The organism is Streptomyces seoulensis, assembly GCF_004328625.1.
In the GTDB taxonomy this organism is placed as follows: Bacteria; Actinomycetota; Actinomycetes; order Streptomycetales; family Streptomycetaceae; genus Streptomyces; species Streptomyces seoulensis.
The window spans coordinates 2,610,304-2,635,545 of the sequence record NZ_CP032229.1 but is presented as its reverse complement, the minus strand read 5'-3'; the positions used below and the strand labels follow the sequence as shown (position 1 = coordinate 2,635,545).

Annotated in this window: 23 protein-coding genes and 1 pseudogene; 14 read left to right on the top strand and 10 right to left on the bottom strand. The window is 70.6% G+C overall.

Features of this window, described 5'->3' with window-relative positions; all coding sequences use genetic code 11:
* Positions 1-86: 86 nt before the first annotated feature.
* The 6 genes from D0Z67_RS29905 (at position 87) to D0Z67_RS30395 (ending at position 7,772) form a co-directional block, all read left to right on the top strand.
* Positions 87-1,685: an isocitrate lyase/phosphoenolpyruvate mutase family protein gene (locus tag D0Z67_RS29905; protein WP_078873749.1), complete on the top strand. Its 1,599-nt coding sequence runs from the start codon at positions 87-89 to the stop codon at positions 1,683-1,685.
* Entirely contained in the window at positions 1,682-2,812 is a 1,131-nt protein-coding gene (gene aepY / locus D0Z67_RS12170) for a phosphonopyruvate decarboxylase (protein WP_051888220.1), read from the top strand. The genes D0Z67_RS29905 and aepY overlap by 4 nt, the downstream gene beginning before the upstream one ends.
* Positions 2,809-3,924, top strand: coding sequence for a 2-aminoethylphosphonate aminotransferase (locus D0Z67_RS12165; protein WP_234312940.1), 1,116 nt, complete (start codon positions 2,809-2,811; stop codon positions 3,922-3,924). The genes aepY and D0Z67_RS12165 overlap by 4 nt, the downstream gene beginning before the upstream one ends.
* A gap of 31 nt (positions 3,925-3,955) precedes the next feature.
* Positions 3,956-6,175 (top strand): FAD/NAD(P)-binding protein, encoded by a 2,220-nt coding sequence (locus D0Z67_RS12160; RefSeq protein ID WP_051888222.1) that lies wholly within the window; start codon positions 3,956-3,958, stop codon positions 6,173-6,175.
* A 461-nt stretch (positions 6,176-6,636) separates the two neighbouring features.
* Positions 6,637-7,236 carry a transposase gene (locus D0Z67_RS30400; RefSeq protein WP_267974121.1) on the top strand — a complete coding sequence of 200 codons (600 nt, stop codon included), beginning with the start codon at positions 6,637-6,639 and terminating at the stop codon, positions 7,234-7,236.
* Positions 7,233-7,772 (top strand): transposase, encoded by a 540-nt coding sequence (locus D0Z67_RS30395; protein WP_420824432.1) that lies wholly within the window; start codon positions 7,233-7,235, stop codon positions 7,770-7,772. Before D0Z67_RS30400 ends, D0Z67_RS30395 begins: the two co-directional genes overlap by 4 nt.
* A gap of 224 nt (positions 7,773-7,996) precedes the next feature.
* On the opposite strand, the gene D0Z67_RS29655 is transcribed toward D0Z67_RS30395, so the two are convergent.
* The 7 genes and pseudogenes from D0Z67_RS29655 to D0Z67_RS12120 form a co-directional block, all read right to left on the bottom strand.
* A complete protein-coding gene (locus D0Z67_RS29655; RefSeq protein WP_158713922.1) occupies positions 7,997-8,407 on the bottom strand; it encodes a 4'-phosphopantetheinyl transferase family protein in 411 nt (136 codons plus the stop codon).
* Between the two features lie 463 nt (positions 8,408-8,870).
* Entirely contained in the window at positions 8,871-9,623 is a 753-nt protein-coding gene (locus D0Z67_RS12145; protein WP_199812249.1) for a 1-acyl-sn-glycerol-3-phosphate acyltransferase, read from the bottom strand.
* The gene (locus D0Z67_RS12140) at positions 9,568-10,167 is read right to left on the bottom strand and encodes a TetR/AcrR family transcriptional regulator (RefSeq protein WP_031184184.1); all 600 of its coding nucleotides are present in this window, start codon (positions 10,165-10,167) and stop codon (positions 9,568-9,570) included. Before D0Z67_RS12140 ends, D0Z67_RS12145 begins: the two co-directional genes overlap by 56 nt.
* A 158-nt stretch (positions 10,168-10,325) precedes the next feature.
* Positions 10,326-10,817 carry an AfsR/SARP family transcriptional regulator gene (locus tag D0Z67_RS30140; protein WP_234312941.1) on the bottom strand — a complete coding sequence of 164 codons (492 nt, stop codon included), beginning with the start codon at positions 10,815-10,817 and terminating at the stop codon, positions 10,326-10,328.
* Positions 10,818-10,853: 36 nt separating this feature from the next.
* A pseudogene (locus D0Z67_RS30555) lies at positions 10,854-11,159 on the bottom strand (AfsR/SARP family transcriptional regulator); the annotation flags it as partial.
* Between the two features lie 308 nt (positions 11,160-11,467).
* The gene (locus tag D0Z67_RS30005) at positions 11,468-11,755 is read right to left on the bottom strand and encodes an aminotransferase class I/II-fold pyridoxal phosphate-dependent enzyme (RefSeq protein ID WP_420824445.1); all 288 of its coding nucleotides are present in this window, start codon (positions 11,753-11,755) and stop codon (positions 11,468-11,470) included.
* Between the two features lie 536 nt (positions 11,756-12,291).
* The gene (locus D0Z67_RS12120; protein ID WP_031184186.1) at positions 12,292-13,623 is read right to left on the bottom strand and encodes a M6 family metalloprotease domain-containing protein; all 1,332 of its coding nucleotides are present in this window, start codon (positions 13,621-13,623) and stop codon (positions 12,292-12,294) included.
* A gap of 346 nt (positions 13,624-13,969) precedes the next feature.
* Between D0Z67_RS12120 and D0Z67_RS12115 the strand changes: the two genes are divergently transcribed.
* Positions 13,970-14,614 carry a TetR/AcrR family transcriptional regulator gene (locus D0Z67_RS12115; RefSeq protein WP_031184187.1) on the top strand — a complete coding sequence of 215 codons (645 nt, stop codon included), beginning with the start codon at positions 13,970-13,972 and terminating at the stop codon, positions 14,612-14,614.
* 225 nt (positions 14,615-14,839) lie between these two features.
* Complete coding sequence (locus D0Z67_RS12110) at positions 14,840-16,378, top strand: MFS transporter (RefSeq protein WP_031184188.1); 1,539 nt, start codon at positions 14,840-14,842, stop codon at positions 16,376-16,378.
* Positions 16,379-16,390: 12 nt separating this feature from the next.
* Here D0Z67_RS12110 and D0Z67_RS12105 read toward each other — a convergent pair whose 3' ends face one another.
* Entirely contained in the window at positions 16,391-16,912 is a 522-nt protein-coding gene (locus D0Z67_RS12105) for a MarR family winged helix-turn-helix transcriptional regulator (RefSeq protein WP_031184189.1), read from the bottom strand.
* A 127-nt stretch (positions 16,913-17,039) separates the two neighbouring features.
* Between D0Z67_RS12105 and D0Z67_RS12100 the strand changes: the two genes are divergently transcribed.
* Positions 17,040-17,828 carry a dioxygenase family protein gene (locus D0Z67_RS12100; RefSeq protein WP_031184190.1) on the top strand — a complete coding sequence of 263 codons (789 nt, stop codon included), beginning with the start codon at positions 17,040-17,042 and terminating at the stop codon, positions 17,826-17,828.
* A 15-nt stretch (positions 17,829-17,843) separates the two neighbouring features.
* Here the strand turns inward: D0Z67_RS12100 and D0Z67_RS12095 are convergent, their stop codons facing one another.
* Positions 17,844-18,368 (bottom strand): GNAT family N-acetyltransferase, encoded by a 525-nt coding sequence (locus D0Z67_RS12095; protein WP_199812254.1) that lies wholly within the window; start codon positions 18,366-18,368, stop codon positions 17,844-17,846.
* A gap of 194 nt (positions 18,369-18,562) precedes the next feature.
* Here D0Z67_RS12095 and D0Z67_RS12090 point away from each other — a divergent pair, with 194 nt between their 5' ends.
* Together D0Z67_RS12090 and D0Z67_RS12085 are read left to right on the top strand one after the other, a co-directional pair.
* Positions 18,563-19,591, top strand: a complete 1,029-nt coding sequence (locus D0Z67_RS12090) for a sigma-70 family RNA polymerase sigma factor (protein WP_031184192.1) — start codon at positions 18,563-18,565, stop codon at positions 19,589-19,591.
* Positions 19,592-20,114: 523 nt separating this feature from the next.
* Positions 20,115-20,723 carry a TetR/AcrR family transcriptional regulator gene (locus tag D0Z67_RS12085; protein WP_031184193.1) on the top strand — a complete coding sequence of 203 codons (609 nt, stop codon included), beginning with the start codon at positions 20,115-20,117 and terminating at the stop codon, positions 20,721-20,723.
* On the opposite strand, the gene D0Z67_RS12080 is transcribed toward D0Z67_RS12085, so the two are convergent.
* Complete coding sequence (locus D0Z67_RS12080; protein ID WP_031184194.1) at positions 20,714-21,682, bottom strand: helix-turn-helix transcriptional regulator; 969 nt, start codon at positions 21,680-21,682, stop codon at positions 20,714-20,716. The genes D0Z67_RS12085 and D0Z67_RS12080 overlap by 10 nt on opposite strands.
* Before the next feature lie 63 nt (positions 21,683-21,745).
* On the opposite strand from D0Z67_RS12080, the gene D0Z67_RS12075 reads away from it, so the two are divergent.
* The 3 genes from D0Z67_RS12075 (at position 21,746) to pfkB (ending at position 25,093) form a co-directional block, all read left to right on the top strand.
* A complete protein-coding gene (locus D0Z67_RS12075; RefSeq protein WP_031184195.1) occupies positions 21,746-23,236 on the top strand; it encodes an MFS transporter in 1,491 nt (496 codons plus the stop codon).
* A 151-nt stretch (positions 23,237-23,387) separates the two neighbouring features.
* Positions 23,388-24,149 (top strand): DeoR/GlpR family DNA-binding transcription regulator, encoded by a 762-nt coding sequence (locus D0Z67_RS12070; protein ID WP_031184196.1) that lies wholly within the window; start codon positions 23,388-23,390, stop codon positions 24,147-24,149.
* Positions 24,146-25,093, top strand: a complete 948-nt coding sequence (pfkB, locus tag D0Z67_RS12065) for a 1-phosphofructokinase (RefSeq protein WP_031184197.1) — start codon at positions 24,146-24,148, stop codon at positions 25,091-25,093. The genes D0Z67_RS12070 and pfkB overlap by 4 nt, the downstream gene beginning before the upstream one ends.
* Positions 25,094-25,242: the final 149 nt, after the last annotated feature.

Below are 25,242 nucleotides of genomic sequence, written 5' to 3'. Positions count from 1 at the left end.
TCCCCCTCATCAACCACACCGAAACCACACCAAGTGGGCTGCCCCAACGACGCTGCGCCGCCCCCTCACGCATTAGGAGAATCGGCATGAGTGCCGCGACGACAGAAGCAAGTCCGGTGAGCGCCCGCACCGCGGCGGACCGTCTGCGTGACCTGTTCGCACGGCCCGGCGTGGTACGTATCGCCGGCGCCCACAACCCGCTCGGGGCCCGGCTCGCCGAACGCGCCGGTTTCGACGGCGTCTGGTCCAGCGGCCTGGAGGTCTCCGCCTCGCAGGGCGTGCCCGACACCGACATCCTCACGATGAGCGAGTTGCTCGGCGTGGCGTCCTCGATGGCCGCCGCCGTCGACATACCTGTCGTCGCCGACTGCGACGCGGGGTACGGCAACGCCCACAACGTGATGAACATGATCCGCCGCTACGAGGCGGCGGGCATCGCCGCGGTGTCCATCGAGGACAAGCGCTTCCCCAAGGTCAACAGCTTCATACCGGGCCGCCAGGAACTCGCACCCATCGGCGAGTTCTGCGGGAAGCTCGCGGCGGCCAAGGAAGCCCAGCGTCACCCCGGCCTCATGGTCATCGCCCGCATCGAGGCGCTCATCGCGGGCTGGGGCATGGACGAGGCACTGCGCCGGGGCGAGGCGTACGCGCGGGCCGGGGCCGACGCCGTGCTCATCCACGCCAAGGGCGCCTCCCCGGAACCGATCCTGCAGTTCCTGCGGGAGTGGCGGCTGCCCACGCCCGTGGTGGTGGTCCCCACGACGTACCACACGATCACCGCGACCGAACTCGGCGAGGCGGGCGCCAAACTGGTGATCTACGCCAACCACGGTCTGCGGGCCGGGATCACCGCCGTCAGCGACACCTTCCAGGCGATCCTGCGGGACGACCGCACCACCGGCGTCGAGGACCGCATCGCTCCGCTGGCCACCGTCTTCGACCTGCAGGGCATGGCCGCGCAGAAGCGCCACGAGGCCGAGTTCATCACTCCCTTCGAAAGCCGGGCACGCGCCGCCGTCGTACCGGCTGCCGAGGAGCCCTCCGGGCGGGCGGCGGACCTGCTCGACCACCAGACCGCGGCGCTGCGCCGCGCGGGCATCGAATCGGTGTCCCTCGTCACGTCCGGGGAGGTCCCCGCACAGCTCCCGCAGGACACGGCGGTGCTCGCCGGGCACACCGACGCGGCCGGTGCCGTCCTCGAGCTCCCCGCCACCCAGCTGAGTGCCACGCTGCTGCTCTCCTCCGACGCGTACGTGCAGAGCGAGCCGCTGGCGCGGCTGCTCGCCGCCGGAGGCGATGTGACCCTCCTCGTGGACGTCTCGGCCCGCGGAAAGCACCGCGCCGACGCGGTGCCGCTGCGCCTCGACTCCCGTGTGCACGAAGGCCGTAGGCTCTCCGCCGGTGACGGCATCAGGGTGACCGGTGTCGGGGGGCAGGGCGCCGACGGCGAGTTCGCCGGCGCCGCCGTCTTCTCCCCGCAGGGCTTCGCCGCGCTGCGCGAGGCCGCCGGCAAGCGCCGCGCCAACGGCAGCCCCGCCACCCTTGCCGACCTGCTGACCGACCTCGTCGAGGGTGGCCACCAGGTGGGCGCGGTCGAGATCGGCTCCGGATGGATGGAGCTGCGCACCGCGGCCGACGCCGAACACGCCGCCGGACTGCTCACCGGTCAGGGGGAGGTCCGTTGACCGCCTCGACCGGAACCGGTCTCGCGCCGAGCGCCGTCGTGGACCTGCTCCGCGACCGCGGCTTCGGCCCGTTCACCGGAGTGCCCTGCTCGTTCCTGGGACCGGTCATCACCTGCCTGGAGACCGAGCACCCGCAGGACTACGTCATCGCCGCGAACGAGGGTGAGGCTGTCGCCATCGCGGCCGGCGCGCGCCTGGCGGGCCGCAGTCCCGTCGTCATCCTGCAGAACTCGGGGCTCGGCAACACGGTCAACCCGCTGACCTCGCTCTGCCACACGCTGCGCCTGCCGGTTCTGCTGTTCGTCACCTGGCGTGGCCGCCCCGGCAGTCCCGACGAACCGCAGCACGAACTGATGGGTGAGATCACCCCCGGCCTGCTCACCACCATGGGCATCCGCAACGAGCTCCTCCCCGACGACCCGGCCCGGTTCGCCGAGCGCCTTGACGCGGCGGCCGAGCACATGGCGGCGACCGGGCTGCCGTTCGCCTTCGTCGTTCCCAAGGGCGCCATCGCCCCCTACCCGAAGCACACCGCCGAACCCGCGGCGTGCCGCCCCGAGCTCATGCTCAGGGCGGAGGCGATCAGCCAGGTCGTCGAGGCGATGGATCCAGGCACCCTGCTCGTCGCGACCACCGGCAAGACCGCCCGGGAACTGGAACGCGACTTCGACCGGCCCGAGAACCTCTACGTCGTCGGGTCGATGGGCTGCGCCTCCAGCGTCGCTCTCGGCGTCGCGCTGTACGCCGAAGGACGCCCGGTCGCCGTCCTCGACGGGGACGGGGCCGCCCTCATGCGGCTGGAGGCGATGGCCGCCATCGGCCGCCGGCAGCACACCGGCCTCACCCACATCCTGCTCGACAACGAGGCCTACGAGTCCACCGGCGGCCAGCCCACCGCGTCGGCCGGAGTGGACTTCTGCGCGATCGCGACGGCCTGCGGCTACCGGGCGACGTACGACGTGTCCGATGCCGGCGAGCTGCGGTCCGCGGTGCGGCGGGCACAGCGGGACGGTGGCCCGCAGCTGATCCGGGTCCGCATCGCGCCCGGCTCCGACCCACGCCTGGGCCGCCCGGCCCTGCGCCCACCGCAGTCGGCGGCCCGATTCATGGAGGCGGTCTCCCAGTGAGTGACATCAGCGGCAGCACGCACACCCGGTTGGTCCTGATGAATCCGGGGCCGGTCATCACCGACGACCGGGTCCGCGCGGCCCTCGCCGGGCCGGACATGTGCCACCGCGAGCCGGAGTTCTCCGAACTCCTCACCCGGGTACGGCACAAGACCACCCTGGCCGCGGGCGGCGACGAGCGGCACACCTCGGTCATTCTGACCGGGTCGGGCACCAGCGCGGTGGAGGCCGCCATCAGCTCGGCGGTACCCGCCGACGGGGCGCTGCTCGTCCTCGACAACGGCCACTACGGCGAGCGCTTCCAGCACATCGCAGCCGCCCACGGCATCCGCACCCGCCGCCTCGCGTTCGGCTGGGCCACCGCCCTCGACCTCGCACGGGTCGAGGCGGCACTGGCCGCGGACCCGGAGCTCACCCATGTCGGTGTGGTGCACCAGGAGACCAGCAGCGGCATGCTGAACGACGTCGCCGCGGTCGCCCGGATCGCCCACAAGCACGGCCGCAAGGTCATCGTCGACGCTGTCAGCACCATCGGCGCCGAACGCCTCTCGCTCGCCGAGGACGGCATCGACTGGCTTGCGGGATCCGCCAACAAGTGCCTGGAAGGCGCTCCCGGCCTCGCCTTCGTCAGCGCCGCGAGAAGCGCCTTCGAAGGGCTTGGCGGTGCCCAGGGGCGCACGTACTACCTGGACCTGTACCGGCACTACACCGCCCAGGAGAAGGCGACGGCCCCCGCCTTCACACCCGGTGTCCCCGCCTACTACGCCTTCGACGTGGCGCTCGATCTCGCCCTCGCCGAGGGGTGGGAGGCGCGTCACGCCCGCTACACCGCTCTCGCCGAGCGACTGCGTGCCGGCCTGGAGGCGCTCGGGCTGGAACTCCTGCTGCCGCCCGGGCAGCGTGCGGCGGGGCTGACCGCCGTGCGCATCCCCGACAACAGCAGCTACGCCGAGCTCCACCGGGGCCTGCGAGCGGAGGGGTTCGTCATCTACAGCGCCCAGGAGCGGCTGGCCCGGGACTTCTTCCGGCTGTCCACCATGGGCGGCATGACGGAGTCGGACATCGACCGCTTCCTCGTCGTGCTCGCCGCTCTCCTCGCATCCCGCGTCTGAACCGATCCCGCCTGACGGAATGAGGTAACTGGTGACCACCCCTGACGTATCGGGCCGGCCCGCGCCGGCCGGGCGCCCCTATCGGCTCGCCCTCGTCGGCGGCGGCCCGCGGGCGACGTACGCCCTGGAGAGGCTGTCGGCGACGATCGACAGGCTGGGCCCCGGACAGGGGCTGGAGGTGCGGGTCTTCGAACGGACCGGGGAGTTCGGCGCGGGACTGGCGCACAGCCCCTCGCAGGCCCGGACCAGTTACCTCAACCGGATCGGTTCCCAGGTGAGCTTCGCAGCCGACGAGACCGTCGCCGGAGCCGGGCCGCTGCGGCCGGTGGCGGAGCGGCCCACCCTGCACGAGTGGTGCCGGCGCCGCTTCGAGTCCACCGGCCATCCGGACTTCGACCTGGCACCGGAGGACTGGCCCAAGCGATACGTGCACGGGCTCGCCCTGCGCGACATGTTCGACGCGTTCGCCGCGGATCTGCGCCGCCACCCCGGAGCCGACCTCCACCTGCACCAGGCAGAGGTCGTGGAGATCGAATCGTCCGACGACGGGCTCACCGTGGTGACCGCCGACGGCGAGCGCCACCCCGCTGACGAGGTGCTGCTGCTCACCGGGCACTCCTACCACGACCCGGAGCGGAGCCGGTCGGGACGGCGGCTCGCCAGGTGCGCGGCCTTCGGCGGCGCCCTCCACGTCGCCCATCCGTATCCGATGGACCGGGAGCTCGGCCTCGACCGCTGCGGCCCCGAGGCGGTCGTCGGCTGCGCCGGGATGGGCCTCACCGCCATCGACACCATCCTTCACCTGACGGAGGGACGTGGCGGCCGGTTCGAGCCGGTCCCCGGTGACGGCCTGGTGTACCGGCCCAGTGGGGCCGAGCCCGCGGGCATCGTCGCCTTCAGCGGCTCCGGCCTGTTCACCTTCGCGCGGCCCGACAACCACAAGCCGAGCGACGGTTCAGGCGACCACCGGGGCACCTTCCTCACGCACGAGGCCGTGCGCCAGCTCCGGGCCAACGTCGGCAGTCCCTACCCGGGCGGAGAGGACGAGCGCCAGCCGCAGCTGGACTTCGAGAAGGACGTACTGCCGCTGGTGATCCTGGAGATGGCCCACCTGCACTACGTCACCCTGCTCGGTCCCGGCGCCGCCATGCCCCTGACCCAGCGGGTCATGCCGGACTATCTCGCGTTCCTGTCCGGCACCTTGGCCTCCGGCGCGGGCCGTGACTGCCTGCTCGTCAGGCTCGACGCAGCCGTTGACCAGGTGACCGAGGTGCTGGACTCGGTGCTGCGCGGCACCCGCACGGCTGCCGAAGCCCAGGCCTTGGTGTCCTGGCCGGTGCGGGACGTCCTGCTGCACTGGACCCGAGTGGTCTTCGGTGCGGACGCGGAGCCGGCGGTGCGGCACTGTCTGGACCGGGAACAGCCGCCGAAGCTCGCACTGGACGGTCGGACCTCACCGTCCGCCCTGGACACCGCCGTCACCGCCAACCGGTTCAGTTGGGACGACGCCGTCAGCCCGGTCGGCCCCCAGCCCGGTCCGCAGCGGTTCCGGCGCGCGGTACGGCAGTTCATGGACCGTGACCAGCGCTGGGCGCGCCAGGGGAACCGGTTGAACCCGCACAAGGCGGCTTCCGACGGTGTCTGGCGCGACCTGCGCTCCGTCATCTCGTACGCCGTGGACGATGCGGGGCTGACCGCCGCTTCCCAGCGGATCTTCCTCAACCGCTACGCACGCCACCACAATCGGCTGGCCAACGGAGCCGCCCCTGAGATCATGGCGAAGATCGTGGCGCTGATCGACCACGGGCTGCTCGACGTGGGGGCCGGCCCCGAGGCTCGGGTGCGGCCCGACGAGCCGACGGGGCGAGTCGTTGTCGACGGTCCGCATACCGGGTTCGTCCGGCCGGTCGACGTACTGGTCGACGCCCGCATGCACGCCTTCGACCCGCGTGCGGACGTCCTTCCCCTCTACCGCAACCTCCTCGCGAGCGGCACTGTCCGTCTTTGGCGCAACGCCTCGGCCGATGGTGAGGATTTCATGCCTGGCGGCCTCGAACTCAGCCCAAACTTCCACCCTGTACGCGCCGACGGCAGCATCGAATCCCGCATCACCGTGCTCGGTGTGCCCTCCGAAGGAGCGCGCTCCTTCCTGCTGTCAGCACTGCGTCCGAACTCCGACCACTACGTCATGCGAGACACAGTGACCTGGCTCAACGGGTTCTGGGGAACACTGGAAGCCGCCGCCGGGTAGCGAGCGGCACGGCGACGGGGCGGCCGAAGGACTTCACGTTCTTCGGCCGTCCCCCCTGGGTATTCAGCGGAATTGGGTGATCTGACGGCCCGGTAACAGAAAGGCGCCGCTGACCTGCAAGGATGCGAGTGTTGAGGTCGTATCCGCTGCGAGAGTCAGGGCACCAATCTGGTGAGCGAACCCACAGGGTGGGACCGACGGCTGTCTGTCGTGGCCGACGGTAAGGGGCTGATCGGGCATGCCGGGGCGGTGCTGCTGCGGAAGCTGGCCGACCGTACGGGGCTGACGGCCGCGCTGGCGGGTGTGCTGCCCGCCGGGACCGGCGTCGGCTGGCGGGACCGCGCGGCCGTGGTCGTGCAGCTCGCCGTGGCGATCGTGCTGGGGCGGGGAACTTCTCTGACGCCGAGCAACTGCAGGCCCATCACCAGGGTCTGTTCGGGCCTGCGGTGTCGGATTCCACGATGCGCCGCACCTTGGATGCGATGGACGCCGGGCTGCCGGCGAAGATCGGGCAGGTGCGGGCGCGGGTGCGCCGCCACGTGTGGTCGCTGCTTGCCGTGCGGCCGGGCGGATTCCCGTGGCTGACCGTCGCCGGGAAGCGGCTGCACCGGTGGTTCGTGATCGACATGGACGCCACGATCATCACCGCCGCGTCGATGAAGCAGGGCGCCGCGGCGACCTGGAAGAAGTCCTTCGGGTTCCATCCGCTGGCTGCGCGGTGCGCGAACACGTCCGAGTGTTTGGCGATGCTGCTGCGGCCGGGCAACGCCGGCAGCAACACTGCGGCCGATCACCTGCGCGTCCTTGCCGACGCGCTTGCCCAGGTCCCCGGGCAGTCGACGGCGAAGATCCTGGTGCGTGTCGACGGAGCCGGCGCCACCCATGACCTGCACCGGCATCTGCGGGATCTGAACACGATGCGCCGCACCGTCCGCTTCACCACCGGCTGGACGATCACGAAGCGGACGAGAAGGCCATCGCCCGCCTTTCCGAGCCGGCCTGGGAAACCTCCCTGCACCAGGACGGCAGCCCCCAGGAGGGCTACCACGTCGCGGAGTTGACCGGTCTCAGCACCCGGGACCGCTGGATCAAGGGCATGCGGCTGATCGTCCGCCGGGTCAGGCCGTCCGGCCGGCAGATGAAGGACCTCACCGCGTTCGAGAAGAAGACCGGCTGGAAGTACTCGATCGTGGCGACGAACATCTCCAGGATGACCCGCGTCCCCGGCTCGCATCAGATCCAGTTCCTCGACGCCCTGCACCGCCACCACGCCGTCGTCGAGGACCAGGTGAAAACGAACAAGGCGATGGGGCTCCACAACCTGCCCTCGAAGTCCTGGCAGGTCAACGAGGCGTGGATGCTCACCTGCAACCTCGCCGCCGATCTGCACGCCTGGCTGCGGCTGCTGACCCTGCACGACCAGGACGACCTTGCCGACGCCGAACCCGACACCATGCGCTTTCGCCTCTACCACCTGCCCGCCCGCCTGGCCAGACACGCCCGCCGCCGTCGGCTGCGGATCGAACACTCCTGGCCCTGGGCCGAAGCCTTCACCACTGTCTGGCGACGCCCTCACGCGCTCCCCGCCGCTTTGTGAACCGGGCGGGCCCACCCCGACAAAGACCAGGAAGGAGCCGACCAGCACACCCCGGGAGACGTGGAACCCCGGCGCAGCCGCAGCGACACGCGAAGGTCCCACCCGACACCAGCCGGGACAAACGGGATGAACCGATCACCTCACCGAGCAGCCATCACCACTGACGAATCGAGGTCCCCTCGGCTTCGCCCGGTCGGATCGGCGAGTATCGGCTCCGCGTCTGTTCAGCCCGCCCTCCGGCAGTCCTTGCGGTAGGCCACCACGGTGGCGGCGTAGCCCTGTGCGACCCCGCGCACCGCATGGGCGAGCCAGGAAGTACCGGGGTCCGGCAACTCGGCTGCGATGCCACTCAGGCCGGTGCCTTGCGCCTTCACATAGGCCTCGCGTGTGGTCCAGATTTGGTACCAGCGCGCCAGGTATCCGGCCGTCGACGTGCACATGAGGAGCTCTCGTTCCGCTGCGGAGAACACGCGGCTTGCCAGGTCGTGCGTGTTGTCCCGCTCGATGACGCGCTCGATGTCGATTCCCACCCGCAGTCCGCGCGCCACGGCGACCGCGACTTGGTTTCCGGAGTGCGACAAGTTGAAGTCGATGCCTTCGTATGCCTGTCCGCGGGTGAGCAACGAACGCCTCACGACAGCAAGCTCGGGTCTTCCGCCTATACCGGTAACCATCGGAACCTCGGTGGGGAGGCAGCCCAGGTGAGCAGCGAGGGCCCAGCGCGCAAGTGCCCGCCCCGCGGTGAACCGCGCCCTCCCGCCTGGGGCACCGATCCGGGCCGCACGCTCCGCGTCCACAGCTGAGATGAGTTCCCCCGACCTCAGGGAATCGGCACCGGCCGGGGCGTCGATTTCTGCCACCCAGATGTCCACCCGGCGGCCGAATGCCGTGAAGGAGTCAGCCCGTGGCGCGCCCAGCAATACTTCCGGAACTGTAGCCAGGTCTGTCGTACAGGCACTGAGGGACGCGGTCATGTTGGATCCTTCCTCGGCAAAGGCAACAAACAGAACCGGTCTGTCGGGGCATCATTGACACCGGGCGTTTCGTGATTCCCGAACGCCTCGCGATAGGACACCGTGCGTGGACGGATTCCAAGACCTACGCAGCCGACGCGATTTCGCTGTAGCAGGCCATTGACTCTTGGCCGGAGAGGGCCTGAATGGCGCTCATGATCTCATCAGTGGCCACCCGTCGCGCCTGCGCGACTGGGAGCGAAGAACTCGGGTATGCAGGTCGCAATGGCTCCCCGAATCGCACCGTGATTCGCTTGATTCGAGGCAATCGGACCCCGATGGGTTGGATGCGGTCAGTACCTACAAGGGCGACGGGAACGACTGGAGCACCTGTGGAAAAAGCGAGCCAGGCCACCCCCGTGCGCCCACGGTAAAGTCTTCCGTCACGGGATCTGCTGCCTTCTGGATAGATTCCGAAGGCCTTCCCATCGGACAGGATTCTGCGCGCCAGCTCTAGGGAATCTTTTGCTGCACGATGAGTTCCGCGTTCGACGGGAACTGCACCAAGTGCCGTGAACACCGCAGCCATCATTCGACCTTTGACACCATCTTTTCGGAAGTATTCAGCCTTCGCCAGAAAGACAACCGGACGCGGAGCCACGAGGGGGATGACGACACTATCGATGAACGAGAGGTGATTGGAGGCAAGGATGACAGGGCCACATTTTGGAACGTTCTCCCTCCCTTCGACTACGGGGCGATAGACAAAGCGCGCCAGCGGGGCAGCCACCAATCTCACCACAGAGTGAAGCAGCACTATTTTCCCTTGTTGTCGATGACTGTCAATTCTCGGATTTTGGAGCGAGATCGAACGCTGCGAGAGCGACTCTGAGAGCATCCTCCAACGATGTGGAACGAGATGCCCGCGCAATGGAACCGATGAGCCACAGGTGAGCGAAGCCCTGCAGGGCCGCCCACAGAGCGGCGGTCAACAGCCGACTGTCGACACCCTGGTGCCAGCCTTCCTCTTCCTGTCTAGCCACGACTAGCCCGACCGCCTCCTCGAAGAACGCTCGACTGACCTCGCTCAGTAGCGGATCCGTAGGGAGCAGCAGATCTTCGCGTGACATCAGTTCATGCAGGCCCCGGTTCTCGACCGCAAACCCCACGTAGGCAAGTGCCGCTGCGTGCAGCCGCTCCGCCGCTGTGGAGCTTGCTCCACATGCATCGACGGCGCGGTCTCGCTCCGCGGCCAACGTGCGGTACCCCTCAGCAGCCACGGCTGACAGCAAAGCGGCTCGTCCAGGGAAATGGCGTAGCGGAGCTCCGTGCGAAACGCCGGCGCGGCGGGCGATGGCGCGGAGCGAGAGCGATTCGATGCCGTCCTCCGACACGATTCGCATGGCGCACGCCAGCAACCGCGCCTTTGGGTCGCCGTCCATATGACACACCTCCTGGTAGACAGTGTCTACCAGGAGGTGTGTCATTGTCTACCGGCGGACTGGCCAGTATCGAACGACACCGGCCGCAGACACCCGATCAACGCGACCAGCCCGTGTCGCCAGTACCAGCCATGTCCGAAGCCGACAGAAAAATCCCTTCACGAGGTGAGTTTCAGCAAGCCCGCATCCTGACTCAAGGCCAGGGAGGGGTCATGAGAGAGAACAGCCTGATGCAGACGTTGCACGCGGGGGCCCGGCTCCACTCCCAGATCCTGGACCATCGCCTTCCGGATCTGTCCGTACGCGGCGAGGGCTTCGACCGTACGACCCGATCGATAGAGCGCCACCATGAGGTACTCGTAGAGGCTCTCCCATGTCGGATGCTCGGCTATCAGCGAGTAGATCTCACCGATTATTCCTTGGTGATTCCCGAGTTCGAGCTCGATTTCGAAGCGTTGCATATGGGCAAACGTCTGCCGCTCATCGAGGCACTGACCGACGGCATCGAATGCCGACATGGCACGCAGATCACCGAGGGCTCGCCCCCGCCACAAAGACATCGCAGAGCACAGCGCGGCGGAGGCCTCTTCACTGCAGCCGAGGGATTTGAGTTCCACAGCCTTGGATATCTTCTTTTCGAACTGCTTCAAGTCCAGGTCATGGCCGCCCAAGTTGAAGCGGTACCCGGGAGGTTGCGTTGTTATCATCTCAGCAGCATCCAGCCCCAGCGAATGGAGATACTGCCTCAGCTTGGAAACGTAGACATGCAGGGCGGTCAGTGCCGTCCTGGGCGGCGCGCCCGACCAAAGGGCTTCAGTAAGACGAGCGGTCGAGACAACTTCACCGCTATGGGCGCACAAATATGCAAGAAGTGCGCGGAGCTTGAGAGCTCTTGGTGCTACCTGTCTACCATCCTGAGCCTCTATCTCAACCGGTCCAAGAATCAGAAATTTCACGTTCCCCGCCCCCGCTCGGCATACCGTGATAGTCATTGATTTTTGACAGCTGGTCAACTGCCCCTCCGACACGGAGGGTCGAGTGATCATGGCTCTACGTCAACATCGAGGTCAAACCGTCGCTTGGGATTTGAGGAAGACCAGAGGTCAGGGCGGCGTCCTTCAGTCGGTGTGTCCGGGTTGATGGGGCTTCAGGAGCGGGGCAGGACCGCGGGTGGTTGCCGTTGGCTGACGCGGAGGCAGGCACGACTTCCGGTGATCATGAGTGTCGAGTGCCTGATCACCACGACGGAAGACCGTGCCTGCCCGCTCATCCTTGCTCATCCCGGGCCCTCTGGGCCAACTCACCGACGCCGCACCGACCATTCCAGATGACCTCCCCGGCCTGCTGACCTGCATGGCTCAGGTGCCCGATCCCCGACGGGACCAGGGCCGACGCCACCCACTCGCCTTCGTCCTGTCCCTGGCAGCGTGCGCGGTCGCGCGCCGAGTGCTGCCCGTTGGGAGACGGAGGACGGTGCTGACGCGGTGTGGCTCTGCAGGGCGGCTACGGCGGTGGTCAGTTCGGTGGGGGTCGCCAGCCATCCGATGCGCCAGCCGGTCATCGCCAAGGTCTTCGAGACGCCGCCGATGGTGACGGTGCCGAACGCTGACCGCCGATCTGGGAGCCGAGCTGGAGCGCCGCCGCGCCGAGCTGGACACCCGGCGCCTCACCACCATCAAGGCCCTCGACGACACCCCCGGCCTACAGGTCGCCGGCACCCCCGAAGGCGCCTTCTTACTCCTCGCCGATGTCTGACGGCGTGTCGGTTGCGTTGCTGAGCGAGCCACCCGCCCCATGGGTTACCTGTAGTGCGTCACTAGGCCAGGCGGGTGCGTCATGAGCTTCTGCTGTCGCCCGAGCCGGATATGCGTGCGCCTGGCTCCCGGCTTCAGCCACAGGAGCGACGACGTGCTCGACCTGCGGCGAAGGGACCGCGTTTTGAAATCGCGCCTCAGCCGTTTTGAGGGCTGAGGGGTGACCTGCGCTGACATGCGCGAAGGTGGTTTTCGACAGATCCCACGAAGGCGGGGTGCGACGGCCACCGTGATGGCTGCCCATGACAGGGTAGCGGATCAGGGTTGTGCCGGTGGGCGAGCGGGGTCGCGGCCGGTCGACGGGTCGGGCTCAGCGGTGACTTGGGAGGACGGGCCCCGCCGCGGCCGTGGTCCCCTTCGCCGCGTGCGTGCGCGTCACCCGTATCCGGTACTTGCCGTCCAGGCCGGCGCTCACCACGTGGATGGTGATGCCGGAGGGCGGGTCCTTGAAGGTCTCTCCGGGGGAGAAGGGGGCGTCGGAGAGTTCGGCGTGGACGTTGGGGCTGTGGGTGCAGCCGCCGGAGTCGCGGTGGGCGTCGTAGACGGTGATGGGGCCGCGGCCGGTGTCGACGGAGGCGTCGACCTTGTAGACGAGGATGCCGGGCTTGCAGACGGCCTCGTCGTTGCCGCCCTGGGTGCGGAGTTCCAGCACGTACGCGGTGCGGTTGTCCAACGGGACCATGACCAGCTTGCCGCCGGATTTCTGGGAGAGCGGGGAGAGGGTGTAGTCCGCGCTCCCCGCGGCCGTCGCGCAGCTCACCTGGGACGCCGGGAGCCACCCCAGCTTCCACTTGTGCCAGCCCAGCAGGTCGTTGTTGGCCCCCCAGTCCTCGCTCATGATGTCCCAGTGCCCGACCGCGCTGCCCCCCTCCTGCGTGTACAGGTCCGGCAGCCCGAAGGTGTGCCCGTTCTCGTGCGGCAGCACCCGGTACCCGGTGTCCTGGTAGGCGCCGGAGCCGTCGTCCTGGCGGGAGTAGACGAAGGAGGCGTTGGCGACCGGGGTGCCGTCGGCCACCGGGGCCTCGCCGTTGCCGGCGAAGGTGACGGAGAGGACCGTGTCCAGGGCGGAGGGGCCGGCGTTCGGGGTGACCAGCACGTTCAGCAGGTCGTACGAGCGGAAGTCCACGTCCGGGTCGGCGGCGGAGACGATGTCCCGCACCAGTTGCCGGTAGCCGGGGTCGAAGGGGGCGCCGCGCTCTATGCCGTAGTCCTTGAACGGCTTCGGCATCCGCAGCCAGGAGGTGATCGGGGTCTCGGCGCGGTAGTCGAGCCGGCCGTACGACGCCTTGGCGAACCATTCCTGGGTCTTCGGGAAGAACTCGTGGAAGCGGTCCATCGCCTTGCCCTCGCCGGGGGTGTCCGGGAAGTCGACCATCAGGGTCAGGGCGTGGACGGTGCCGGTGGAGCGGGAGTAGCCGGTGGAGGTGGGGAAGCCCTCGGTCATCTGGACCTCGGACGCGCCCTGGATCATGCAGGGGGCCAGCGCGGCGGTGCGTATCAGCCCGTTCGGCCCGGCGGTGGTGCGCGCCGTGAGCTGCCCGGACCCGGCCGAGGTGCTGACCGCGAAGGTCAGCACGGTCACCGAGGCGAGGGCGGCTACGCGGCGCGGGCGTATCGGGCGGCGGGGCGACTGCGGCTGCATGCACGGACCTCCCGCTCCACGGCAGCCCCCGTGAGCCGGCTGCGCCCTTGGGCTCACCCTGTGTCGCGGCGGCCGGGGTCGCGCGCTGGGGGAGACCGATCGTGGGATTTGGGGAGGAGGAGGGGTGAATCGCCTACCGTTGGGGGTGGATCGGGTCGGCGAGCGGGGATCGGCGACGCCCCGACCTGAATGTGACCCAGGTCACATGAAGACCGGGAAATAACCGGGGAGGGCTTCCCCGTTTAGACCTGTGTCCGCGCGAAGCGGGGAGCTTCTCCCCGGATCAGCGGAAGACATCAGTCCATTCGTCCCGACCCGTACAGATGGGGAGCCCGCCGTGTCCGCCGTGCGCACCGCACCCTCCGCCCGCAGGGCGTCGCCCCGGCCCCGTGCCGACGCGCTCCGCAACCGGGAGCGGATCATCACCGCCGCACGGGAGATGTTCGTCGAGCACGGCCCCCAGGTGCCGCTGGACGAGATCGCCCGCCGCGCGGGCGTCGGCAACGCCACCCTGTACCGCAACTTTCCCGACCGGGACGCCCTGGTCCGGGAGGTCCTGTGCTCCGTCATGGACCGCACGGCCGAGGCCGCCAAGTGCGCCCTGGCCGAGACCGGCGACGCCTTCGCCGCGCTGGAACGCTTCGCGCACGCCGCCGCCGAGGAGCGGATCAGCGCGCTGTGTCCGATGGTCTCCAGCACCTTCGACCGCAACCACCCCGACCTGGAGGCGGCGCGGGAACGGGTGGAGGCGCTGATCGCCGAGGTCATGGACCGCGCCAAGGCGGCCGGACAGCTCCGTACCGACGTCGGTGTCGGTGACCTGATGGTCGCCGCCGCCCAGCTCAGCCGGCCCCCGGCCGGTACCGCCTGCTTCGACGCCGACCGGTTCGTCCACCGCCACCTGCAACTCTTCCTCGACGGGCTGCGGGCCCCGGCCCGCTCCGTCCTGCCCGGTACGGCCGTGACCATGGAGGATCTCCGCCAGTCCTGACCCGACCGACCAGACCCACCAGTCCGATCAGACCCACCAGTCCGACCTGACCGCCAGACCTACGACTCCGCCGGGCCCGCGCCCCGGAATCACCCGAAAAGCCACCCGGCCGCCGACGAGGGCGAGCCGGTGGGGCCTCGCACGCCCTGTGCGCGTACGCGACGCCGTACGACCGTGCCCCGCTTGTCCGACACGTCCGACCGAAGTCCCGAACGGGGTACCCCCATGTCCGAAGCAGTCACCAAGCCGCCGCTGGCCACCGCGCCCGCCGGCGACGCCAACCGCTGGAAGGCGCTCGTCTTCATCGCGCTGGCCCAGCTCATGGTCGTCCTCGACGCCACCATCGTGAACATCGCGCTGCCCTCCGCCCAGCACGACCTCGGCATATCCGACGGCAACCGGCAGTGGGTCGTCACCGCCTACGCCCTCGCCTTCGGCGGTCTGCTGCTGTTCGGCGGCCGTATCGCCGACCTGTGGGGCCGCAAGCGCGCCTTCCTGCTCGGCCTCGCCGGCTTCGCCGCGGCCTCCGCGCTCGGCGGCGCCGCCACCACCGGCGTGATGATGTTCGGTGCCCGCGCCCTCCAGGGCGTCTTCGGTGCCCTGCTCGCCCCGGCCGCGCTCTCCCTGCTGGCCGTGATGTTCACCGACGCCAAGGAGCGCGCCAAGGCGTTCGGCATCTACGGCGCCATCGCGGGCGGCGGCGGTGCCGTCGGCCTGATCCTCGGCGGCTTCCTCACCGAGTACCTCGACTGGCGCTGGACCTTCTTCGTCAACGTGCCGTTCGCCATCGTCGCCGCGGCCGGTGCCTGGTTCGTGATCCGGGAGCCCCAGGGCGGCCGCAACCGCGCCCCGCTCGACATCCCCGGCGTCATCCTCTCCACGCTCGGCCTGGTCTCCCTGGTGTACGGCTTCACCCGCGCCGAGACCGACGGCTGGAGCGACGCGGTCACCATCTCGATGTTCGTCGCGTCCGTGGTGCTGCTGCTGGCGTTCGTCCTGGTCGAGCAGCGGGTCAAGGCGCCGCTGCTGCCGCTGCGCGTGGTCGCCGACCGCAGCCGGGGCGGCATCTACCTCTCGCTCGGCCTCGCCATCATCGGCATGTTCGGCCTGTTCCTCTTCCTGACCTACTACCTCCAGGTCGTGAAGGGCTACTCCCCGGTCAAGACCGGCTTCGCGTTCCTGCCGATGGTCGCGGGCATGATCACCGGCTCCACCCAGATCGGCGCCCGTCTGATGATCCGGGTCCCGGCCCGGCTGCTGATGGGCCCCGGCTTCGCGCTCGCCGCGCTCGGCATGCTGCTGCTGACCCAGCTGGAGATCGGCTCCTCCTACGCCACCCTGCTGCTGCCCGCGATGGTGCTGCTCGGCCTCGGCATGGGTACGGCCTTCATGCCGGCGATGTCGCTGGCGACCCAGGGCGTCGAGCCCCGGGACGCGGGCGTCGCCTCCGCCATGGTCAACACCTCGCAGCAGGTCGGCGGCGCGATCGGCACCGCCCTGCTGAACACCATCGCCGCGTCGGCGACCACCTCGTACGTCAAGGACCACATCGGGTCCGCGACCGCGGTGCCGCAGCAACAGCTGGTGAAGCTGCAGGCCATGGTGCACGGGTACAGCACGGCCATCTGGTTCGCCGTCGGCATCCTGGCGGTCGCCTCGCTGATCGCGTTCACCATGGTCAACGCGGGCAAGCCGGGTGCCGTGAAGATGGCCTCCGGTGACGGTGCCGAGGACGAGATCCCGGTGCCGGTGGTCGCCCACTGACCCCCGCGTAGCTCAGCGCAGCCAGGGCAGGTCCGCACCCGCCTCGCTCGGCTGAAGGCCCTCGGCGACGATCTCCATGATCTCGCCGAGGGCCTTCTGCTGCGCCGGGCTCAGCCGCTCGAACAGCGCCTGCCGTACGGCGGTGACATGGCCCGGCGCGGTACGGCGCAGCACCTCCGCGCCCTCCTCGGTGAGCACCGCGAACTGGCCGCGCTTGTCCGAGGGGCAGTCCTCCCGGCGCACCCAGCCGGACTTCTCCAGCCGGGCGATCGCGTGCGAGAGCCGGGAGCGGGTGATCTTCGACTTCCGGGCCAGCTCGGTCATCCGCAGTCTGCGGCGCGGTGCCTCGGCGAGGCCGACGAGCAGTCCGTAGTAGATGTGCGGCATGCCCGCGTCGCGCTGGAGCTGGCGGTCGAGGTGGTCCTCCAGCAGCGTGGTCGCGTGCAGGTACGCGCGCCAGACGCGCTGCTCCTCGTCGGTGAGCCAGCGGTGTCCGGGGGCCGGCGCCGTTGCCGGGGTGGATGCCGAGTTCATGTCTCCCACTGTACGAGCCACCTTCTTGAAACTTGAACTAGTCGGGCGTAATCTGACCGAGTAATACTTGAGAGTTAAAGCAAAGCCTCCGCGTCCCCCGCCGAGGCCCGCCCCGGGAGGAGCCGTCATGCACCACACCGCCGAGCCGTCCGCTCCGGACCGCATGCCCGCCCTCTACCTCAGTCATGGCGCCCCGCCGCTCGCCGACGACCCCGTCTGGCCCGGCCAGCTCGCCGCCTGGGCGGCCGGCCTGCCCCGGCCCAAGGTCATCCTGATGGTCTCCGCGCACTGGGAAGAGGCCCCCCTCGCCCTCGGCGCCACCCACACCGCCCCGCTGGTCTACGACTTCTGGGGCTTCCCCGAGCACTACTACCGCGTACGGTACGAGGCCCCCGGCGCCCCCCAACTGGCCGAATCCGTACGCAAGCTGCTGCGCGCCCCCGGCACCCCGGTCCAGGACATCCCGGACCGGGGGCTGGACCACGGCGCCTACGTCCCGCTCGTCGAGATGTTCCCCGAGGCCGACATCCCGGTCCTCCAGGTCTCCCTGCCCACCCTCGACCCGGCCCGGCTGATGGAGCTCGGCCGCAGGCTCGCGCCGCTGCGTGACGAGGGTGTGCTGATCGTGGGCTCCGGCTTCTTCACCCACAACCTGGCCGCGCTGCGGCACCGCGAGGGCGTGCCGGGCTGGTCCGCCGAGTTCGACGACTGGGGCCGGGCCGCGCTGGACGCCGGTGACTGGGACGCCCTGCTGGACTTCGAGACCAAGGCCCCGGCCGGGAAGCTCGCCCACCCCCGGACCGAGCACTTCGCGCCGCTGTTCGTCACGCTCGGCGCGGCCGGCGCGGACGCGCACAAGTCGGTGATCGACGGGTTCTGGATGGGGCTGGCCAAGCGGTCCGTACAGTTCGGCTGAAACCGCGCCGGTGACTCAGCCGGCGCCGAGATCCTTCTGGTACCAGGCCACGTCCCAGTGACGGCCGAACTTGCGGCCGACCTCGCCGAAGGTGCCCAGGTGCCGGAAGCCGAAGCGCGCGTGCAGCCTCACCGACGCCTCGTTCGGCTGGGTGATCCCGGCGAAGGCCCGGTGTACGTCCTCCTCGGCGAGCGCGGCGAAGAGCGCGTCGTAGAGCAGGGTGCCCACGCCCCGGCCGGTCGCGTCCGGGGCGAGGTAGACCGAGGTCTCCACCGAGGGGGCGTACGCGGCCTTGGGGCGGTGCGGGCCCGAGGTGGCGTAGCCGAGGACGCGACGGGAATCCGTGTCCGTGGCAACCAGGAGGCGGTGCGGGCCGTCTTCCGGGTGGGAGAGCAGCCACGGGCGGCGCTCCAGTGGGGTGAAGGGGGTCAGATCGAATGTGATGGCCGTCTCAGTCACGTAGTGGTTGTAGAGCGCGGTCAGAGCGTCGAGGTCGGCCTCGGTTCCCGGTCTGACCTGCACTTCCGTACCGTTCGGCACCATGCGAACCCCCTCTGTGGCGCGACAGGGTACTGCATGATCAGAAAAATCGAGGGGTCGCTGGGGAATTCTGTCCGGATTCCAGTCGTTGTTTCCCACGGATGCAGGGCACCCGAGGAGAGTCCCGAGGGAGGGTCCGGAGTGCCGAGCGTTCGCCAGGACCACCTGCCAGCCACCACCGCAAGGGAGCACGCATGGCAACCCGCGCCGTCGCCCGTCGTAAGTCCGCCAATGGGGGCACCTCCCAGGCTCCGGGCTCTGGGGGACAGACGGCCGACTCGGCAAGCAGCGTCCGCGTGCGCGGCGGCGAGATCGCCGACCGCGACCTGGTCGGCATGTACCTCGACGAGATCGCGCGTACGCCCCTGCTCGACGCCGCCAAGGAGGTCGAGCTGTCCCAGACCATCGAGGCCGGCGTGTTCGCGCGCCAGGTGCTCGACGGCCAGGCGGAGACCGGCGCCGAGGCGTCCCGCGAGGAGCTGGAGGAGCTGTTCGAGGCGAGCGAGCGGGCCAAGGACGTCTTCATCCGCTCCAACCTCCGCCTGGTCGTGGCCGTCGCCCGGCGCTACCCGCGCAGCGGCCTGCCCCTGCTCGACCTGATCCAGGAGGGGAACGCGGGCCTGGTGCGCGCGGTCGAGAAGTTCGACTACCGCAAGGGCTTCAAGTTCTCCACGTACGCGACCTGGTGGATCCGCCAGGCCATCACCCGCTCGATCGCCGACCAGTCCCGCACCATCCGGCTCCCCGTCCACCTGGTGGAGGAGCTGGGCCGCATCCGCCGGGTGCAGCGCGAGTTCAACCGGGAGCACGGCCGGGACCCGGAGCCCGCGGAGATCGCCGCCGAGCTGGGCTCCACGCCGGAGCGCGTCACCGACGTGCTCGACTGGTCCCGTGACCCGGTCTCGCTGAACATGTCGGTGGACGACGAGGGTGAGACCCAGTTCGGCGACCTGCTGGAGGACACCTCCGCGGTCTCGCCGGAGCAGTCGGTGCTCAGCCTGCTGCGCCGCGAGGAGCTGGACGACCTGATCGGCCGCCTGGACGAGCGCACCGCCTCGATCATCAAGATGCGGTACGGCATCGAGGACGGCCGCGAGCGGACCCTCACCGAGGTCGGCAAGGAGCACGGACTGACCCGCGAGCGCATCCGGCAGATAGAGAAGCACGCCCTGCTGGAGCTGAAGAAGCTCGCCCACGACACGGGGTTCGACGCGGCGGCGTAGGACCCCGGGGGGTGGGGTACGCGCGGTGGCGGAATGCGGTGCCAACATGGCGCGGTCCCGTCGCTTCAACGCCTCCGAGCGCGGGAACAACCCTTGCGGGCACCGGAGCCGAGGCTCCGGGGGCCGCACTCCCACCGAATGCCGCGCGGCGTCCCCACCGCCACGCAGGCCCGCCCCCCTCGGGGGGCGGGCCCACGGACCAGTTCCGACGTCATCCCCCCCCGGCGTCGGGACTTCCCGGCCGGGCTCCGGCGCCACCCCCCCCGGCGCCGGAGCCCGGCTTTTTCCTGCCCGCGCGATCAGGGTGCGGGCGCTCTCGGGCATGGAACAGCGGGTCACCCCGTACCTGAACCACGGGGTGACCCGCCGAATGGCAGATTCTGCCACAGGGGCATAGCCTGCCGAGGTGAGCACCCCCCGTACCACCCGTAACACCGGCAACACCGGCACCACCGCCCGAAGGCGTTCGTACCCGGCCACTCCGGCGGCTTCCCTGACCGAGCGGCGCAAGGCCGAGACCCGGATGGAGATCGCCCGCGCCGCCGCGACCCTCTTCGTCCGGCAGGGCCTGCGGGCCACCCGCGCCGAGGACATCGCGCACGCGGCGGGCATCGCACCGCGCACCTTCTACCGGTACTTCGCCTCCAAGGAGGAGGCGGTGGCCCCGCTTTACGCGGCCGGCGCCCAACTGTGGACCGAGGCCGTGCGCGCCGCCCCGGCCCACCTCACCCTCCCCGAGGCCCTCCGGCACGCCGTGGACCGCACCCTCGCCCCCGGCGTCGGTGTCTCCGCGTCCGCCTGGGAGTGGGCCCGCACCCTGATCCGCATGGCCCACACCAGCCCGGCCCTGGGCAAGGTCTGGGCGGAGGTCTGCCAGGCGTCGGAGACGGAACTCGCGGAGGCGCTGGCCGCGCGGCTGGCGCCCGCCGAGGACGACGCCGACAACGTTGCCGAGGCCGCCACCCCCCACCTCCGCTTCGCCGCCGCCGTCGCGGGCGCGGCCGTACGGGTCGCCGTCGAGACCTGGGCCCTCACCGAGTTCCCGCCCACCGGCCCGGCCGGCCCCGCCGCCCTGGCGCTCGGCAACCTGGTGGCCCTGGGCGGCTTCGCCTGGGAAGCCCCTCAGGACTGAGGAGCCGCACGCAGCAGGCGTGACCCCAGCTCCCGTACCGCGTCGGCCAGTACGGCCGGGCTGCGCACCGTGAACTCGTGGCCCGCCATCGCCAGCCGGACCGCCAGCCACTCCACCGGGTCGCCGGTGGTGCCGTGCAGGAGGCAGTGATCGGGGCCGTCGGGTTCGGGGGCGCCGAACCAGTGCGGGACGCGGGCGGCGATCCGGTCGGCGGGGGCCGCGAAGCGGACGGTGAACTCCCAGGTCTCGGTGCGCCGTCGGATCGAGCGGCGCAGGTATTCCGCCGCGTCGCCCGAGGGCAGCTCGCGCGGGGTGAAGCGGGCGCCGGTGGCGAAGGGGTCGCCGACCCGGTCCACCCGGAAGGTGCGCCAGTCCTCGCGGTCGAGGTCGTAGGCGACGAGGTACCAGCGGCGCCCGGTGGACACCAGCCGGTACGGCTCGGTCAGCCGGCGCGACTCGCTGCCGTCCCCGGCGCGGTAGGCGAACCGGAGCCGCTCGTGACCGGCGATGGCGGACGCGATCACGGTCAGCGTCTCCGGCGCGATGGTCGCGCCGTCGCCGCTGGTCAGCGGGGTGGTCGCGGCCTGGAGGGTGGCCACCTGGCGGCGCAGCCGGGCCGGGAGCACCTGCTCCAGCTTGGCCAGCGCCCGCACCGACGCCTCGTCCACCCCCTCCACCGCGTGCCCGGCGCCCGCGCGCAGCCCGACCGCGATGGCGACGGCCTCCTCGTCGTCCAGCACCAGCGGCGGCATCGCCTTGCCCGCGACCAGCCGGTACCCGCCCTCCGCGCCCTTGCTGGCCTGCACCGGGTAGCCCAGCTCGCGCAGCCGGTCGATGTCGCGCCGGACCGTACGGCGGGAGACCCCGAGCCGGCCGGCCAGTTCGCCGCCGGGCCATTCGCGCGGGGTCTGGAGGAGGGACAGGAGCGTCAGCAGCCGGGCCGGGGTGTCCGTCGTCATGCGTCCGAGCATGCCGCACCACTAGGACACGTTCTGTCCTAGTGGGTCACTAGCGTGGCGTACATGACCTCAACGGAACAGACCTCCGGCGCGGACCGGCGCCGCTGGATCGCGCTCGCCATCGTGATGACCGCGGCCTTCATGGACCTCGTCGACGTGACGATCGTGAACATAGCCATCCCCTCCATCCAGCGGGACGAGGGCGCCTCGTTCAGCCAGATCCAGTGGATCACCGCGGGGTACGCGCTGGCGTTCGCGGCCGGTCTGATCACCGGCGGGCGGCTCGGCGACATCTACGGGCGCAGGCGGCTGTTCCTGCTCGGCGTCGCCGGCTTCACCCTCGCCTCGGCGCTGTGCGGCTTCGCGGTCGACCCGGCGATGCTGGTCACGGCCCGCGTCCTCCAGGGCGGCATGGCCGCGATGATGGTCCCGCAGGTCCTCTCCATCGTGCACGCCACCTTCCCCGCCCATGAGCGCGGCAAGGTATTCGGGCTGTTCGGCGGCGTCGTCGGCCTCGGCGCGGTCTCCGGCCCGCTGCTCGGCGCCCTGCTCACCGAGTGGAACCTGTTCGGCCTTGAGTGGCGGCCCATCTTCCTGATCAACCTGCCCGTCGGCATCGCCGCCGTGCTGCTCGGCCGCCGCTTCATCACCGAGTCCCGCGCGCCCCACGCCCTCAAGCTCGACCTCGTCGGCGTCGCCCTGGTCACCCTGGGCCTGCTGATGCTGCTCTACCCGCTCACCCGGGGCCGCGAGCTGGGCTGGCCGCTCTGGGGCCACCTGCTGATGGCGGGCTCGCTCCCGGTCTTCGCCGCGCTGGTCTGGTACGAGCGCCGCAAGGCGGCCCGCGACGGCTCCCCGCTGGTCGAGCTGTCCCTGTTCCGGGTGCGCAGCTTCGCCGCCGGGATCGCCGTGCAGACCGTGTTCGGGGTGGCGCTCGGCGTCTTCTTCCTGGTCTGGACGCTGTACATGCAGATCGGCCTCGGCTGGAGTGTGCTGCGCGCCGGGCTGACCGGGGTGCCCTTCTCGCTCGCGGTGTCGACGGCCGCCGCGCTGTCGGTGCAGTTCCTCGTGCCGCGCTTCGGCCGCAAGGTGCTCCAGGCCGGCGCCCTGACGATGGGGCTCGGCGTGCTCCTCTACATCTGGGAGTCCCACCGGTACGGCCTGGCCATCGCCTCCTGGCAGATGGCGCTCCCGCTGGTCGTGATGGGCGTCGGCATGGGCCTGATCGTGGCCCCGCTGACCGACGCGATCCTCTCCGAGGTGCCGCGTGAGCACGCCGGGTCGGCCTCCGGCCTGCTCAACACCGTGCAGCAGATGGGCAACGCGCTCGGGCTCGGCCTGGTGTCCGTCGTCTTCTTCGGACAGATCGCGGACCGGCTCACCCCGGCGCAGGTCGGCCCGGCCTTCGTCGGCGCCTTCCAGCACGCGCTGTGGTGGGTGGCCGGGGTGATGGGCCTGATCTTCCTGCTGATGTCGGCGTTGCCCAAGCGGCCCGCGCAGCACGTGGAGGGCGGGGGCGAGCCGGTGGAGGAGCGGGAGCTGCTGACGGTCTGACGGTGTCCGGGTCCGCTTGCTGAAGTTCCGTTCATGTCCGAATGAAGCCCGAGCCCGTTTACTTTCCGGAAAATCGGGCGTAGCATCGCACTGAAACCACACGTTCGGGCATGGGTCGGGACGGTGGGACGGGGTTCGGAGGCAGGCGGACATGTACGCACCGGAGCGTCAGCAGGAGATCCTCCGGCTCGCCCGTGACGGCGGCCGGGTGGACGTGCTGTCGCTGGCCGAGGTGTTCCAGGTGACGGCGGAGACCATCCGCCGTGACCTGAAGGCCCTCGACCGCGCGGGCCTGGTCCGCCGGGTGCACGGCGGCGCCATCCCGGCCGGCCGCCTCGACTTCGAGCCCGACCTCAGCGAGCGCGAGTCCACCGCCGCCGACGAGAAGGACCGCATCGCCAAGGCGGCCCTCGCCGAACTCCCCGTCGACGGCACGGTCATCCTCGACGCGGGCACCACCGTGGCCCGGCTGGCCGCCGCGATCCCGCTGGAGACGACGCTCACCGCCGTCACCCACAGCCTGCCGATCGCCGCCCGCCTCGCCGACCACCCCGGCCTCCAGCTCCACCTCGTCGGCGGCCGCGTCCGCAACCGCACCCGCGCCGCCGTCGACGCCTGGGCCCTGCGCGCCTACGGCGAGATCCGCGCCGACGTCGCCTTCGTCGCCGCCAACGGCTTCTCCGCCGAGCACGGTCTGACCACCCCCGACCTCGCCGAGGCCGCCGTCAAGCGCGCCGCCGTCGCCGCCGCCCGCCGGGTCGTGCTGCTCGCGGACTCCGCCAAGCACGGCCAGGAGCACTTCGCCCGCTTCGGCGACCTGAGCGACGTGGACCTGCTGATCACCGACAGCGGGCTCAGCCCCGAAGACGCGGCCGTCATCGAGCGCGGCGGCACGGAAGTAGTACGCGCATGATCCTCACCGTCACCCCCAACCCCTCCCTGGACCGCACCTACGAGGTCCCCGTCCTGGAGCGCGGCGAGGTCATCCGGGCCTCCGGCGAGCGCATGGACCCCGGCGGCAAGGGCGTCAACGTCTCCCGCGCGGTCGCCGCCGCCGGCCGGCGCACCCTCGCCGTCCTGCCGCTGGGCGGTGCGCCGGGCGCACTGATCGCCGAACTGCTCGACGCCCAGGGCATCGAGGTCGCCCCCGTGCCGGTCGCCGGGGCGACCCGGTCCAACATCGCGCTGGCGGAGGCGGACGGCGTTCTGACGAAGATCAACGCGCCGGGCCCGGAACTGACCCCGGCCGAGGAGGAGTCGCTCCTCGCCGCCGTGCGCACACACTCGGCCGACGCCGACTGGATCGCCTGCTGCGGCAGCCTTCCGCTGGGCCTCGCCCCGTCCTGGTACGCCGATGTCGTCGCCCGCGCGCATGCGGCGGGCGCCCGTATCGCCCTGGACACCTCGGGGCCCGCGCTGCTGGAGGCGCTGCGGGCCCGGCCCGACGTGGTCAAGCCCAACGCCGAGGAACTGTCCGCCGCCGTCGGGCGCCCGCTGGCCACGGTGGGCGACGCGGTGAAGGCGGCCGAGGAGCTGCGGGCGATGGGCGCCCGCGCGGTCCTGGCCAGCCTGGGCGCCGACGGGCAACTGCTGGTGGACGGCGACGGTGCCTGGTTCGGCACCGCCCGCGTGGCCGCCGTCCGCAGCAACGTCGGCGCGGGGGACTCCTCCCTCGCCGGGTTCCTGATCGCCGGGGGCAGCGGGCCGGAGGCGCTCGCGTCCGCCGTGGCGCACGGGGCGGCCGCCGTGTGCTTGCCGGGCAGCGTGATGCCCACCCCGGCCGACCTGGACCCCGCCTCGGTCACGGTGACGGCGGACGTGCCGGTCGACCGCGTACTGACGGAGCCGGTGTCATGAACCGCCCGCTCCGGCGTACGCGGCCCGTGCCGGAGTCCCGGCGGCTGCCCGCCGCCCGCTGTCCGGACCCGCGCCACAGCTCTACCGCCCCTGTCACCCCTGTCATCCCCGTCACCCCCGTCACGCCCACCCCACGTCCCCGGGCGATA

Excerpts from the sequence above, each read along its gene's own strand:
- D0Z67_RS29905 (WP_078873749.1), top strand. The coding sequence starts at position 87 with ATGAGTGCCGCGACGACAGAAGCAAGTCCGGTGAGCGCCCGCACCGCG.
- D0Z67_RS30400 (WP_267974121.1), top strand. The coding sequence starts at position 6,637 with ATGCGCCGCACCTTGGATGCGATGGACGCCGGGCTGCCGGCGAAGATC.
- D0Z67_RS12145 (WP_199812249.1), bottom strand. The coding sequence starts at position 9,623 with ATGCTCTCAGAGTCGCTCTCGCAGCGTTCGATCTCGCTCCAAAATCCG.
- D0Z67_RS12140 (WP_031184184.1), bottom strand. The coding sequence starts at position 10,167 with ATGGACGGCGACCCAAAGGCGCGGTTGCTGGCGTGCGCCATGCGAATC.
- D0Z67_RS12120 (WP_031184186.1), bottom strand. The coding sequence starts at position 13,623 with ATGCAGCCGCAGTCGCCCCGCCGCCCGATACGCCCGCGCCGCGTAGCC.
- D0Z67_RS12110 (WP_031184188.1), top strand. The coding sequence starts at position 14,840 with ATGTCCGAAGCAGTCACCAAGCCGCCGCTGGCCACCGCGCCCGCCGGC.
- D0Z67_RS12105 (WP_031184189.1), bottom strand. The coding sequence starts at position 16,912 with ATGAACTCGGCATCCACCCCGGCAACGGCGCCGGCCCCCGGACACCGC.
- D0Z67_RS12100 (WP_031184190.1), top strand. The coding sequence starts at position 17,040 with ATGCACCACACCGCCGAGCCGTCCGCTCCGGACCGCATGCCCGCCCTC.
- D0Z67_RS12090 (WP_031184192.1), top strand. The coding sequence starts at position 18,563 with ATGGCAACCCGCGCCGTCGCCCGTCGTAAGTCCGCCAATGGGGGCACC.
- D0Z67_RS12085 (WP_031184193.1), top strand. The coding sequence starts at position 20,115 with ATGGAGATCGCCCGCGCCGCCGCGACCCTCTTCGTCCGGCAGGGCCTG.
- D0Z67_RS12080 (WP_031184194.1), bottom strand. The coding sequence starts at position 21,682 with ATGACGACGGACACCCCGGCCCGGCTGCTGACGCTCCTGTCCCTCCTC.
- D0Z67_RS12075 (WP_031184195.1), top strand. The coding sequence starts at position 21,746 with ATGACCTCAACGGAACAGACCTCCGGCGCGGACCGGCGCCGCTGGATC.
- D0Z67_RS12070 (WP_031184196.1), top strand. The coding sequence starts at position 23,388 with ATGTACGCACCGGAGCGTCAGCAGGAGATCCTCCGGCTCGCCCGTGAC.
- pfkB (WP_031184197.1), top strand. The coding sequence starts at position 24,146 with ATGATCCTCACCGTCACCCCCAACCCCTCCCTGGACCGCACCTACGAG.